Raw genomic sequence first — 13,022 nt, forward strand, 5'->3', positions numbered from 1 at the left:
GCTGGTGACCGAACTCAGCAAGGTGCGCGACGACATCACGCGCCGCGGCCAGAAGGCGCCGCACACGCTCTATGTGCTCGACGAGCCGACGGTGGGCCTGCACATGGCCGATGTGGAAAAGCTGATTCACGTGCTGCACCGCCTGGTCAACGGCGGCCACAGCGTGGTGGTGATCGAACACGACCTCGATGTGATCGCCGAAGCCGACTGGGTGATCGACCTGGGACCGGATGGCGGCAATGCCGGCGGCCGGGTGGTGGCATCAGCGCCGCCGGAAGCGGTCGTGCGGCTGCAAACGCACACTGGCGAGGCGCTGCAAAGCGTGCTGGCCCGGGTTTGATGCGAATTCATGCGCTATGAAAATAATAGCTGCTTGCGCACGTATTACCTGGGCTAGAGGCCTAAATGATCCTTGAAACGGGGTTTTTTTGCGGTTTTGAGGCCTGCAGGTAGGTCAAAAACGCCAAACGCTAACTCCCAGATCAACTTTTAGCCGAGGACGCTATCGCATCGCTACCCGCCAACTCGCGTTCAATCTGCTCAATGCTGGGCAGGCTGGTTTGCAGCTCGGCGGGCAGGGATTCAATTAGCTGATATTCAGCCACGCCAATGGGCTTGTTGGAGTCGCGCAGCGCGTATTCGGCCACCACACGGTTTTTGCTCTTGCACAGCAACAGACCAATGGTCGGGTTGTCTTGTTCTGCCTTGACTTGCGAGTCCACCGCGCTCAGGTAAAAACCGAGCTGTCCGGTGTGTTCCGGCTTGAGTGCGCCGGCCTTGAGCTCAACCACCACATAGCAGCGCAGCTTGAGGTGATAGAACAGAAGATCCATGTAGAAGTCGTCGCCGCCTACTCCAATAAGCACCTGGCGCCCCACAAAGGCAAAGCCGGCACCCAGCTCGATCAGAAACTGCGTGATGTGCTGAACAAGGGCTGATTCAATGGCACGTTCATCGGCTTCCTTGCCTACACCGAGAAAGTCGAACAGATACGGGTCTTTCAGTGTGTCGTGGGCAAGGTCAGATTGCGGCGCGGGTAGCTGCGCCTCAAAATTGGTGAGCGCCTGGCCTTCTCGCTCCAGTAGCCGGGTTTCAATGTGGATATTCAACATGTTGCGTGACCAACCATGCTGGACTGCACGGTGTGCATAGGCCAGGCGCAATGCAGAGTCTTTGAGCCGGGTGATCAACACCAGGTTGTGACCCCATGGCAATTGTCCAACAGCCTGTTGGACAATTGCAGCGTCTGGCCAAGCCTCTGCAAAGGCACGCATATACATCAGGTTCGCACGCGAGAACCCCTTCATATCCGGGAAATCAACACGCAAGTCATGCGCCAGCCGCTCAATCACCTTGGCCCCCCAGCCCTGCGTGGCTTGCCGCTCCAGAATATCCTGCCCAATTTGCCAATACAGAAGCACCAGCTCACGGTTAACGGCCAGCGCCGCCCGCTGCTGCGCGGTGTGGATGCGCAGCTTCAGCTCGGCAAGCCAGTCAGCATAGCCACCGGGTGTTTCAATCAGCGCGGCTGTCTTTGATGCCATGTTGTGAGGATGAGGTTTTTTCGGTCATTCGGCGTGTTCAAGGGGCGTGTCTGGTCAAGGGCTCAGGTTGGTCGAGAGATTATGCGGGGAACCAGGCGCTGACGGCGGCAAGACGGTCGGCACAGTCGTCGCGTCAGCACCGCCGGAGGCGGTGGTGAAGCTCGGCACCCACACCGGGAAAGCGTTGCAAAGTGTATTGGCGCGGGTTTAGGAGTGCGTTAGCGCTATTAAAACGATAGCTGAAGACGCTTGTTGTATTTGGGCTGAAGGCCTGAAACGCTCTGAAAATGGGCTTGACGCGGGCGTGACAGGTCTTCAGGACTTGCCCTGATGTGGCCAGGGCCTGGCTGACGCATGATGGGGCGAGTTACGTCACCAGTTCGGGAGTCTCCATGCAACGCCGCCACTTACTGCAATCCGCCGCCGCACTGGCCGCCCCCTCGCTCGCCACTTTGGGCGTGGCGCAGGCGCAAAGCTTTCCGGCCCGGCCCATCAAGCTCCTCGTCGCCTTTCCGGCCGGCGGGCCGACCGACATCACCATGCGGGTGCTGGCCGACAACGCCTCCAAAATCCTGGGCCAGCCAGTGGTCATCGACAACAAGCCCGGCGCCGGTGGCACGCTGCCGGCGCAAACGCTGCAGACCTCGGCGGCCGACGGCTACACGCTGGCGCAGATTCCGCTGGGTGTGTTTCGCCTGCCCTACACCACCAAGATCAACTGGGACCCGGTCAAGGACATTGCCTATGTGCTCAACGTCACCGGCTATGCCTTTGGCCTGGTCGTGCCAGCCGATTCGCCGCTCAAAAGCTGGACGCATTTTGTCGGCTGGGCCCGCGCCAACCCGGGCAAGCTGACTTACGGCTCGACCGGCACCCTGACCAGCCCGCACCTGACGATGGAGCTGATTGCGCAAAAGCTGAACCTGCAACTGCTGCATGTGCCCTACAAGGGCAGTGCCGACCTGATGCAGTCGATTCTGGGCGGCAACATCATGGCGGCGGCCGATTCCACCGGCTTTGCGCCGCAGGTCGAGGCCGGCAAGCTGCGCGTGCTCAACACCTGGGGCGAGCAGCGCCTGGCCAAGTTCCCCGATGCGCCCACGCTGAAAGAGCTGGGACTGGATATGGTGCAGAACTCGCCGTTTGGCATAGGCGCGCCCAAGGGCACGCCGCCCGCGGTCGTCAAGCGACTGCACGATGCCTTCAAGCAGGCGATGGAGCAGGAAAGCTACAAAATCGCGCTGGCCCGCTACGACATGGTGCCCATGTACATGGGCACGGCGGGTTACAGCAAGTTTGCGCAGGACACCTTTGCGCGTGAAAAGGCGCTGGTGGAAAAACTCGGCCTGGCTAAGGCGCAGTGACGGCCTGCGCGGCCAGAATCGCCGCGGCCACCTCGGCAAAGCCGGCGCCGCGCTCGCCCTGGCTGATGTAGCGCGGCAGCTGCGCCAGCTGCGCCTCGAAGCGCCGCACATTGGCCACGCCGATGGAATGCTCGAAAGCCTCAAACATCAGCTGGTCATTGGTCGAGTCGCCGATATAGGCCCAGTGCGCCATCTCGGCGTCCAGGTTCCGGCCCAGCAACTCACGCACTATCCAGCGCGCGCCTTCCAGCTTGTTGTGCGCGCCAAACCAGCCGTTGATGTGGATGGAGCTGACGCTGGCGTTCATGCCTTCGCTCTGCATGATCTGCACCGCCTGCGCGATGGCCAAGGGCGGCAGCTGCGCGAATTCGCCGTGGTCAATCGCGATGTCGGTTTCGCGCCCGGCGCTGTCCCGCGCCAGCACGGCGGCGGGCACTTCCCGCAGCACGCGCTGGGCCACCCGCTGCATGCGGGCGTAGTTGGCCTGCCGCGTGGCCTCGTCCTGTTGGTATCGTTTTGATAGCGGCTCATGCCCGTTCTGCTCGGGCTGCAGGCCTTTTTGAAGCGAAACGGCGGCGTTTTGGCGAAACAGGGCAACCGCCCCGTTTTCAGCGACGATGGCGTCGAGCGGCCAGGCCCGCGCAAACGGCTCGCTCCATCCCACCGGCCGGCCGGTGATGGCGATGACCTGCAGCCCGGCCGCTTTCAAAGCCGCCAGCGCCGCCAGCGCATCGGGCGTGATGGCGCCGTCGGTGGTCAGGGTGTCGTCGATGTCGGTGAAAACGCCGGTGATGCCGCGCCGGGCCCGCGCGCTCCAGTGGGTCAGTGCTTGCATGGCGAAATTTTCGCATGTCTGTACAATAGGCCCCTCCTGAGGAGCGTTGCAACCCACGGCATGTGGACCAGGCTCAGGACTCACATACTTGTGACATTTGCAACAACGCTCACCCGCATGTGCTCCAAAGCCGGGTGAGTCAAACCCACCGACTCCCCGCCCATTTGAAGTCCTGCGTCGTGGCCATTTTGCCCAGTTTGCTATCTGATTTTGGAGAACCGTATGAACGCCGTCCTTAAACCCGCATCTGCTACCGCTGATTACATCATTGCCGACCTGTCGCTGGCCGAATGGGGTCGTAAAGAGTTGAAAATCGCCGAAACCGAAATGCCCGGCCTGATGGCGATTCGCGAAGAATTCGCCAAGGCCCAGCCCCTCAAGGGCGCGCGCATTACCGGCTCGCTGCACATGACGATACAGACCGGCGTGCTGATCGAAACCCTGCAGGCGCTGGGCGCCGACGTGCGCTGGGCCTCGTGTAACATCTTCTCGACGCAGGACCATGCCGCCGCCGCGATTGCCGCCAGGGGCACGCCGGTATTTGCGATCAAGGGCGAAACCCTGGCCGATTACTGGGACTACACCCACCGCATCTTCGAGTTCAGCGGTGCCAAGGGCACGCCCGAAGAAGGCCCGAACATGATTCTGGACGACGGCGGCGACGCGACCTTGCTGATGCACCTGGGCAGCAAGGCCGAAACCGATGCGTCCCTGCTGGCCAAGCCCGGCAGCGAAGAAGAGATCTGCCTGTTCAACGCCATCAAGGCCAAGCTGGCGCAAGACCCGACGTGGTACAGCCGCCGCCTGAAAAACATCGTCGGCGTGACCGAAGAAACCACCACCGGCGTGCTGCGCCTCAATGAAATGTCGGCCAAGGGCACGCTGGCGCTGCGCGCCATCAACGTCAACGATTCGGTCACCAAGTCCAAGTTCGACAACCTCTACGGCTGCCGCGAGTCGCTGGTCGATGCCATCAAGCGCGCCACCGACGTGATGATTGCCGGCAAGGTCGCCTGCGTGGCCGGTTATGGCGACGTCGGCAAGGGCTCGGCCCAGGCCCTGCGCGCCCTCAGCGCCCAGGTCTGGGTGACCGAGATCGACCCGATCAACGCGCTGCAGGCCGCGATGGAAGGCTACAAGGTCGTGACCATGGAATACGCCGCCGACAAGTGCGACATTTTTGTCTCCGCTACCGGCAACAAGAACGTCATCACCTACGAGCACATGGCGGCCATGAAAGACCAGGCCATCGTCTGCAACATCGGCCATTTCGACAACGAGATCGACGTCGCCTCGCTCGAAAAATGCACCTGGGAAGAGATCAAGCCGCAAGTCGATCATGTGATCTTTCCCGACGGCAAGCGCATCATTTTGCTGGCCAAGGGCCGCCTGGTAAACCTGGGCTGCGGCACCGGCCACCCGAGCTTTGTCATGTCGTCGAGCTTTGCGAATCAGACCATTGCGCAGATTGAGCTGTTCACCAAGCAGGCCGAGTACGAAGTCGGCAAGGTCTATGTGCTGCCCAAGCACCTCGATGAAAAAGTCGCGCGTCTGCACCTGAAGAAAGTCGGCGCGATGCTGAGCGAGTTGAGCGACGAGCAGGCGGCCTACATCGGTGTGAGCAAAGCCGGCCCCTACAAAGCCAACACCTACCGCTACTGATAGTGGCTACTGCGCGCCCGTGATCCGGCGTTGCGGGTCCTTCCATGAATCCTCACGTACCTGAAGTGCGCTCCGGTTCATGGATCCCCCCGCGCCTTGGCTGACGGGCGCTCGCTACGCCCTTGGGGCTGCCAGTCAATTGGAGACATTCTTTGCGCGCTGACCTATTTCTCGTCGAACACGGCTTTGCCACCACCCGCTCCCAGGCCCAGCGCCTGATTGCTTCGGGGGTGCAGTGGCGCGTCGACGCCGAGGCCGCGTGGAAGAAGGTGGCCAAGAACGGCGACGAGTTGCCGGACGCCGCCGAGCTGCTGGTGCTGGACAGCACCGAGGCCAAGTACATTTCGCGCGGCGGCCTCAAGCTCGAAGGTGCGCTCAAAAGCACGGCGCTGGACGTGAGCGGCCTGCGCTGCCTGGACATCGGCCAGTCCACCGGCGGTTTTACCGACTGCCTGCTGCAGCACGGTGCGGTGCAGGTGGTGGGGGTTGACGTGGGCCACGGCCAGCTGCACCCCAGCCTGCATCACGATGCGCGAGTGATTTGCCTTGAGGGTATCAATGCCCGCTCTCTGACTGCTACTGATTTGATAGCTGCCTGCGCTTATGAATCGGGGGCTGAGGCCGGATTTGATGCTGAAATCGAGGCCGAACCGGGTTCTGATGCCGGTTTCGACCCGGTTTTCGATTTTTTGACCGGCGATGTGTCCTTCATCTCGCTGACCCTGATCCTGCCCGCCGTGACGCGGCTGCTCAAGGCCGACGGCCATCTGCTGATGCTGGTCAAGCCGCAGTTTGAACTGCAGCCGGGCCAGGTCGGCAAGGGCGGCATCGTGCGCGATGCGGCGCTGTTTGAGTTTGTCGAAAAGCGCCTGCGCGACTGCTGTAGCGGCCTGGGGCTGGAGGTGCTGGCCTGGCTGGACTCGCCGATTGAAGGCGGCGACGGCAACCGCGAATTTTTTATTCACGCTAAAAAGGGCCATGAAGCGCTGGGCGAGGACCCGCCGCTGGCGGCCGCGCCAGCGCGAAAAGGCGCCAAGCGGCTGCCGCGCAGCGAGTTGCGCGCGTCCCGGGCGCCGCACGAAGACTCCGAACTCGCCCACGCCGGCCAGCCCGGCCCGGCGCGCAGCAAGCGGCGTGTGGAACCTGAACCCGACCCGAACCACGATTGAAATGGCCATGAACCTGCCGATCAGCTTTGAATTTTTTCCGCCCAAAACGCCCGAGGGCGCCGACAAGCTGCGCGTAACGCGCCAGGCCTTGTATGCCCACCGGCCCGAGTTCTGCTCGGTCACCTTTGGCGCCGGCGGTTCCACCCAAGAGGGCACTTTTGGTACCGTCAAGGATATTCTGGAGGAGGGGGTCGAGGCCGCCTGCCATTTCTCCTGCGTTGGCGCGACCCAGGCCACGGTGCGCGCGCAGCTGGCCACGCTACGGGCCATGGGCGTGAAGCGCCTGGTGGCGCTGCGCGGCGACCTGCCCAGCGGCTACGGCATGGGCGGCGAATTTCATTACGCCAGTGACCTGGTGGCCTTTATCCGGGCCGAGACCGGCGACGCGTTTCACATCGAAGTCGCCGCCTACCCCGAAATCCACCCGCAGGCCAAATCGGCCGAGGCCGACCTGAACGCCTTTGCCACCAAGGTCAGGGCCGGGGCCAATTCGGCCATCACCCAGTATTTCTTCAACGCCGAGGCCTACTTTCGCTTTGTGGCCGATGTGCGCAAACTCGGCGTGGAGGTGCCGGTGGTGCCCGGCATCATGCCCATCACCAGTTCGACGCAGCTGATGCGTTTTTCCGACGCCTGCGGCGCCGAAATCCCGCGCTGGATCCGGCTGCGCCTGCAGGGCTTTGGCGACGACACGGCGTCTATCAAGAGCTTTGGCCTGGATGTGATCACCGACTTGTGCGCGCAACTGCAGGCGGCCGGCGTGCCCGGCATTCATTTTTATACGATGAACCAGGCCGGCGCGACGACAGAAATTTTGCGCCGGCTGCGGGCGGGCTGACGGCGCACCGAGCATGTTCAGGGGCGTTGCCAGGCTGGCCATCACCGCCACATTGCTGGGGCTGCTGAGCGGCTGCACCACGGCGCCGCCCTCGGGCCGCGCCAGCGAGGTTCCGGCTTTCAACCCGGTCTGGCCTGCCATGGTGCAGCCGGCTATTCCCGATGCGCCGCGCACCCTTTCCGATCCCGCGCCCACGCTGGCTCCGCAAGGCGCTGCCGGCGACCCAAATCTGCTGTCCGGCGAAGCGCCCAAAGAGCTCGAACGCGGCGGAGCCTCCTGGTATGGCCCGGGCTTTCACGGACGCCGCACCGCCAGCGGCGAGCGCTTCAACATGCATGACTTCACGGCCGCCCATCGGACCCTGCCGTTCGGCACCGTGGTGCGGATACGCAGTCTGGTGACGGGGCGCGAGGTCGATGTGCGCATCAACGACCGCGGTCCCTTTTCGGCGGGCCGCGTGATTGACCTGAGCCGGGCGGCGGCCGAATCGCTGGGCATGCTGGGGCTGGGCGTGAAACAGGTCCAGCTGCTGGTGCCGGAGTCCGCCGCGCCCGTGCTCACGTTCAGTCCCGGCGTTCGGCAAGCCGCCAGGCCCAGAATTCGGCCCCGGCGCAGCCCCGGCCGACCGCAGTAGTCCCCGTCTCCAAGACCCCAATCGCGGCAGCCGCTGCAGGAAATGCCGGAACTTATTAGAATTTCAGTAATTCCTGAAAATTCAATAAACACAAGTTAAGGCTGCTCATGAATCTGGCTCCACTGACCCAGCGTTTTGTCTTGCATTTCGGTGAAATGGGCAGCCGCTGGGGCATCAACCGCACCGTGGGGCAGATGTATGCCCTGCTCTACGTGTCGCCGCGCGCGCTCAATGCCGACGACATTGCCGAGGCGCTGGCCTTTTCGCGCTCCAATGTCAGCATGGGGCTGAAGGAGCTGCAATCATGGAACCTGGTGCGGCTGCAGCACCTGCCCAATGACAGGCGCGAGTATTTTCAGGCGCCTGAGGACGTGTGGGCGATTTTCCGCACGCTGGCCGAGGAACGCCGCAAGCGCGAGATCGACCCGACGCTGTCGATGCTGCGCGATGCGCTGATGGAGCAGCCGGCCGCCGCCGACGACATCCATGCCCAGGCGCGCATGAAGCAGATGCACGATTTGATCGAGCTGATGACCGGCTGGCTGGCCGATGTGCAAAAAATGGATTCGGCCACCCTGGTGAGCCTGATGAAGATGGGCGCCAAGGTGCAAAAGCTGCTCGAAGTCAAGGACAGGGTGGCCAGCTCGGTCATGGCTGGTTTGACAGGCCGCGCCGCACCGAACACACTGGCAGCGCCGCCTGCCAGGGCCACCGATGAAGACAGGAGCTGACGATGGACGGACTTGACGCTTTCCTGCTGGCCCGCATCCAGTTTGCGGCCAACATGACTTTTCACATCCTGTTTCCGACCATCAGCATTTCGCTGGGCTGGGTGCTGCTGTTTTTCAAGCTGCGCTTCGTCAAGACCGGCCGGCAGCACTGGATGGACGCCTACCAGTTCTGGGTCAAGGTGTTTGCGCTGACCTTTGCCATGGGCGTGGTCAGCGGCATCACCATGAGCTTTCAGTTCGGCACCAACTGGCCGGGCTATATGGAAAAGGTCGGCAACATCGCCGGCCCCTTGCTGGCCTATGAGGTGCTGACGGCGTTTTTCCTGGAGGCGACGATGCTGGGCGTGATGCTGTTCGGCCGCGAGCGTGTCAGCGAGCGCATGCACACCATCGCCACCTTGCTGGTGGCGGGCGGCACCACCTTGTCGGCATTCTGGATTCTGGCGCTCAACTCCTGGATGCAGACGCCCGCCGGCTTTGAAATGATTGACGGCAAGGCCCATGTGACGAGCTGGCTCCAGGTCATTTTCAACCCCTCTTTTCCCTACCGCTTCACCCACATGATGCTGGCCTCGGGCCTCACGGTGGCGTTTCTGGTCGCCGGGCTGTCGGCCTACCGCTGGCTGCGCCAGGAGCGCGGCGCCGAAGTGATGGCCGGGCTGAAAACCGGCGTCTACCTGGCGGCCCTGCTGATTCCGCTGCAGATCATCGCCGGTGACCTGCACGGCCTGAACACCCTGCATCACCAGCCGGCCAAACTCGCCGCCATGGAAGGCATCTGGGAAACCCAGAAGGGCGTACCGGCGGTGCTGTTTGCCCTCCCCGACGAAAAGACACGCGAAAACCGCTATGAAATCGCCATTCCCAAGCTGGCCTCGCTGTACCTGACGCATGAGCTGAACGGCGAGGTCCAGGGCCTCAACGATTTTGTTGGCAAGCACCCGCCGGTGGCGCCGGTGTTCTGGGGCTTTCGCATCATGGTCGGCGTGGGCCTGCTGATGCTGGCCGTGAGCTGGGCCACCACCTTTCAGCTGGCGCCGTGGAGGAAAGTGGCCCCCACGCTTGTCGCTTCGCGTACTACGCTGCCCCCCGAGGGGGCTGGCCTTGCTTGGGGCGGCCCTGCGCTGGCGGCCGCGGCCCCTGGCCCCGACCTCACCATCTGGCATGCGCGCGTGCTGGTCGCCATGACGTTTGCGGGCTGGGTCGCGCTGATCGCGGGCTGGTATGTCACCGAAGTCGGCCGGCAGCCCTGGCTGGTGTCGGGCGTGCTGACGGCGGCCGACGCGGCTTCGAAGGTGACCGCGCCGCGCATTGCGCTCACGCTGGCACTGTACCTGTCCCTCTACGCGGCACTGATCGTGGCCTACGTCTCGGTGCTGTTTTACCTGGCGCGCCACAAAAAGCATGCCGACCAGCCCTTTGGCGACGACGCCCTGGAAGACCAGCTCAACGTCGTCAACTACCCGCAGCAGCAAGGAGCGGCCCATGTTTGACCTGGCACCCGACCTGACCCAGGCCGCCGGCTGGATGCCGATTGTGTTTCTCGTCGTCATGGGCCTGGCGATGCTGGCCTATGTGATTCTGGACGGCTACGACCTCGGCGTCGGCGTGCTGATGCGCCGCGCCGGCGACGACGACAAGGACAGCATGATCGCCAGCATAGGCCCGTTCTGGGACGCCAATGAAACCTGGCTGGTGCTCGGCGTCGGCATCTTGCTGACCGTGTTTCCGCTGGCGCATGGCGTGATTCTGGGCGCGCTGTACCTGCCGGTGGCTTTCATGCTGATAGGCCTGATCTTGCGCGGCGTGGCGTTTGACTTTCGCGTCAAGGCGCGCGCCGCCCACAAGCCGCTGTGGAACCGGCTGTTTTACACCGGCTCGCTGCTGGCCAGCTGGAGCCAGGGCTATATGCTGGGCTCATTGATCACCGGCTTCGATGCCGGCGCCTGGACCAGGGTGTTCAATTCGGTCATTGGCCTGGCGCTGGTCGCCGCCTACTGTCTGCTGGGCGCGGGCTGGCTCATCATCAAGTCCGAAGGCGCCTTGCAGCTGCAGGCGGTGCGCTGGGCGCGCGCCAGCCTGTGGTTCACCATGGCCGGTGTGGCCGCCATCTCCATCGCCACGCCGCTGGTCAGCCCCAGCATTTTTGCCAAATGGTTTTCCTTCCCCAACATCGTGCTGCTGCTGCCGATTCCGGCCGCCACCGCCGTGCTGTTTGCCGTGATCTGGCGCAGCCTGCAGCGGCTGCCGGTGCGGCTGGCGCAAGGCAATGAATACGGCGCCTGGGTGCCGTTTGGTGCCACCGTCGGCGTGTTCTTGCTGGCGTTTTACGGCCTGGCCTACAGCCTGTTTCCGTGGCTGGTCATCGACCAGCTCAATATCTGGCAAGCCGCTAGCGCGCCCGAGGCCATGGGCGTGATTCTGGCCGGCGCCGCGGTGGTGCTGCCGATGATTGTCGGCTACACGGTGTTTGCCTACCGCGTGTTCTGGGGCAAGAGCACGGCGCTGAAGTATTGAATCGGCGCAGCCGGTGCACTATTAAATAGATAGCGCGTCGCGCATGTTCTGCGCCGGCTAGAGGCAGATTTGATGCCTAAAACTCGTTTTTTGCCGAAACGGGCGCGACGGGAGTGTTCGGTGCGCTGGAGCCTGGCCGATAACCGGGCCAGCACGGCTTTCACGCCCTGAAAGACGGTCGTATGGTGGACTTGGCCGCGATTCCGTTTTTTTGCCTTCAGCCGCCATGCTCCAGCGTAAAGCCGGCATTGCGGTCCTGGCCCAGCAACGTCACCATTTGCGGCAGCGCGGCCTGCAATTCGGCCTTCAGCGTGTGCGGCGGGTTGATGATGAACATGCCGCTGGCGGGCAGGCCGGGGCGGACGACTTCGCCTTCGGTATCGGTCGTCAATTTGCTTGATTTCACCGTTAACGTGGCGTTGAGCCAGCTTCTGCCGGCCTTCACCGCCAGGGTTTTGAGCTTGCGCGGCAAATCATGCGCTTCCGGCCGCGGAATGAGGGGGTACCAGACGACGTAGGTGCCGGTGGCAAAGCGCTTGACGGCATCGGCCATGCAGGTGCTGACGCGGCCATAGTCGGTCTTCATCTCGTAGCTCGGGTCGCACAGCACCATGGCGCGGCGGGCCGGCGGCGGCAAAAAGGTCTTGAGCGCTTCAAAGCCGTCTTCACGCGCGACGGCCACCTGGCGGCCCACGCCCAGCTGCTCGATGTTGCCGGAAAGCGACTTGAAATCGGTGGGGTGCAACTCAAACAGCTTGAGCTTGTCGCGCCCGCTCAGGAATTTCTGCTCGATGAAGGGCGAGCCGGGGTAGATCTTCAGGTCGGTGGCCACGCCGGTCTGGGCAAACTGCGGGTTCAACTCGCGCAGCAGGTCAATGTAGTCTTGCAGGGCAGGGGCCAGCACCAGCGGCGGCTTGGCCTTGGGTTTGCTGGTTGCTATGGTTTTTGTAGCCGCTGGTGCGCGTTCCTGATGGGCTGGAGGCTTGTTTGGATCGGAAAGCAGCTTGAAAACACCGTCCAGCGCTTCGCCGCTGGTTTCGGTGTAGTCGCCATCGAGCCGGTACAGGCCGGCGCCGGCGTGGGTGTCGATCACGGTCAGCGCCGTGTCTTTTTGCGTCAAATACTTCATCAACGCGATCAGCGTGGTGTGCTTGAGCACGTCGGCATGGTTGCCGGCATGGAAGGCGTGGCGGTAGGAAAACATGGGGGCACTTCTGTAAATTCATTTTTCGGGCGAATTGCGTCGTTGCGCGGTGCTCGGAATCCTCATGCACCGAAGTGCATTCCGGTGTCCTGCGCTCCGTGCGTCTAGCACTTCATCCCGAAAAGCTGAATTTTCAGAAGCGCCCGCCCTCGTATCGTAACGGTTCGCGTTGGAAAAAGGCTGGCGCCAAGGCAGGAAAATTGACGCCAGTGTCTGATTCTTCATATAATCAAAGGCTCTGCAGCGCCTAGTGGTTCCGCGGCGGAGCAGGGCAGGCTGTCGTTTCATGTCGATATAACCTTCCCGGACCCCCACCTAAGAGGTTCTCATCAGAAGAACGCCGACCGTGGAAAAGAGCCCGACAAACCCTTAAAACTTAAGAGAAACTCATGAAAACCTTCAGCGCCAAACCCGCTGACGTGACGCACGAGTGGTTTGTGATTGACGCGACCGACAAGGTCCTCGGACGAGTAGCCAGCGAAGTTGCTCTCCGTTTGCGCGGCAAACACAAGGCCATTTATACG

13 protein-coding genes and 1 riboswitch are annotated in these 13,022 nt (G+C 62.7%); of the genes, 10 read left to right on the forward strand and 3 right to left on the reverse strand.

Features of this window, described 5'->3' with window-relative positions; translation table 11 throughout:
- Window positions 1-340 (forward strand): hypothetical protein (locus tag RMO23_RS07140; RefSeq protein ID WP_309679912.1); only part of this gene is annotated, 340 nt, incomplete at its 5' end.
- A 142-nt stretch (window positions 341-482) separates the two neighbouring features.
- Here the strand turns inward: RMO23_RS07140 and RMO23_RS07145 are convergent.
- Window positions 483-1,544, reverse strand: coding sequence for a PDDEXK nuclease domain-containing protein (locus RMO23_RS07145; RefSeq protein WP_309679914.1), 1,062 nt, complete (start codon window positions 1,542-1,544; stop codon window positions 483-485).
- A gap of 392 nt (window positions 1,545-1,936) precedes the next feature.
- Here RMO23_RS07145 and RMO23_RS07150 point away from each other — a divergent pair, with 392 nt between their 5' ends.
- A complete protein-coding gene (locus RMO23_RS07150; protein WP_309679916.1) occupies window positions 1,937-2,908 on the forward strand; it encodes a tripartite tricarboxylate transporter substrate binding protein in 972 nt (323 codons plus the stop codon).
- On the opposite strand, the gene RMO23_RS07155 is transcribed toward RMO23_RS07150, so the two are convergent.
- Window positions 2,895-3,743: an HAD-IIB family hydrolase gene (locus RMO23_RS07155; protein ID WP_309679918.1), complete on the reverse strand. Its 849-nt coding sequence runs from the start codon at window positions 3,741-3,743 to the stop codon at window positions 2,895-2,897. The two genes, RMO23_RS07150 and RMO23_RS07155, sit on opposite strands and share 14 nt — an antisense overlap.
- A gap of 32 nt (window positions 3,744-3,775) precedes the next feature.
- Window positions 3,776-3,861: riboswitch (S-adenosyl-L-homocysteine riboswitch) on the forward strand.
- Between the two features lie 104 nt (window positions 3,862-3,965).
- On the opposite strand from RMO23_RS07155, the gene ahcY reads away from it, so the two are divergent.
- From ahcY to RMO23_RS07190, 7 genes are all read left to right on the forward strand, one after another.
- Entirely contained in the window at window positions 3,966-5,405 is a 1,440-nt protein-coding gene (ahcY, locus tag RMO23_RS07160) for an adenosylhomocysteinase (protein ID WP_309679920.1), read from the forward strand.
- 152 nt (window positions 5,406-5,557) lie between these two features.
- Window positions 5,558-6,574, forward strand: coding sequence for a TlyA family RNA methyltransferase (locus RMO23_RS07165; protein ID WP_309679922.1), 1,017 nt, complete (start codon window positions 5,558-5,560; stop codon window positions 6,572-6,574).
- Window positions 6,575-6,581: 7 nt separating this feature from the next.
- The gene (gene metF / locus RMO23_RS07170) at window positions 6,582-7,412 is read left to right on the forward strand and encodes a methylenetetrahydrofolate reductase [NAD(P)H] (RefSeq protein ID WP_405041579.1); all 831 of its coding nucleotides are present in this window, start codon (window positions 6,582-6,584) and stop codon (window positions 7,410-7,412) included.
- Between the two features lie 13 nt (window positions 7,413-7,425).
- The gene (locus RMO23_RS07175) at window positions 7,426-8,046 is read left to right on the forward strand and encodes a septal ring lytic transglycosylase RlpA family protein (protein WP_309679924.1); all 621 of its coding nucleotides are present in this window, start codon (window positions 7,426-7,428) and stop codon (window positions 8,044-8,046) included.
- Between the two features lie 107 nt (window positions 8,047-8,153).
- Window positions 8,154-8,777 (forward strand): GbsR/MarR family transcriptional regulator, encoded by a 624-nt coding sequence (locus tag RMO23_RS07180; protein ID WP_309679925.1) that lies wholly within the window; start codon window positions 8,154-8,156, stop codon window positions 8,775-8,777.
- 2 nt (window positions 8,778-8,779) lie between these two features.
- Complete coding sequence (locus RMO23_RS07185) at window positions 8,780-10,270, forward strand: cytochrome ubiquinol oxidase subunit I (RefSeq protein WP_309679927.1); 1,491 nt, start codon at window positions 8,780-8,782, stop codon at window positions 10,268-10,270.
- Window positions 10,263-11,294, forward strand: a complete 1,032-nt coding sequence (locus tag RMO23_RS07190) for a cytochrome d ubiquinol oxidase subunit II (protein WP_309679929.1) — start codon at window positions 10,263-10,265, stop codon at window positions 11,292-11,294. The genes RMO23_RS07185 and RMO23_RS07190 overlap by 8 nt, the downstream gene beginning before the upstream one ends.
- Window positions 11,295-11,511: 217 nt before the next feature.
- Here the strand turns inward: RMO23_RS07190 and RMO23_RS07195 are convergent, their stop codons facing one another.
- Window positions 11,512-12,498 (reverse strand): 23S rRNA (adenine(2030)-N(6))-methyltransferase RlmJ, encoded by a 987-nt coding sequence (locus RMO23_RS07195; RefSeq protein ID WP_309679931.1) that lies wholly within the window; start codon window positions 12,496-12,498, stop codon window positions 11,512-11,514.
- Between the two features lie 389 nt (window positions 12,499-12,887).
- On the opposite strand from RMO23_RS07195, the gene RMO23_RS07200 reads away from it, so the two are divergent.
- Window positions 12,888-13,022 (forward strand): uL13 family ribosomal protein (locus RMO23_RS07200; protein ID WP_309679935.1); only part of this gene is annotated, 135 nt, incomplete at its 3' end.

Source organism: Polaromonas sp., from assembly GCF_031411155.1.
GTDB lineage: Bacteria > Pseudomonadota > Gammaproteobacteria > Burkholderiales > Burkholderiaceae_C > Polaromonas.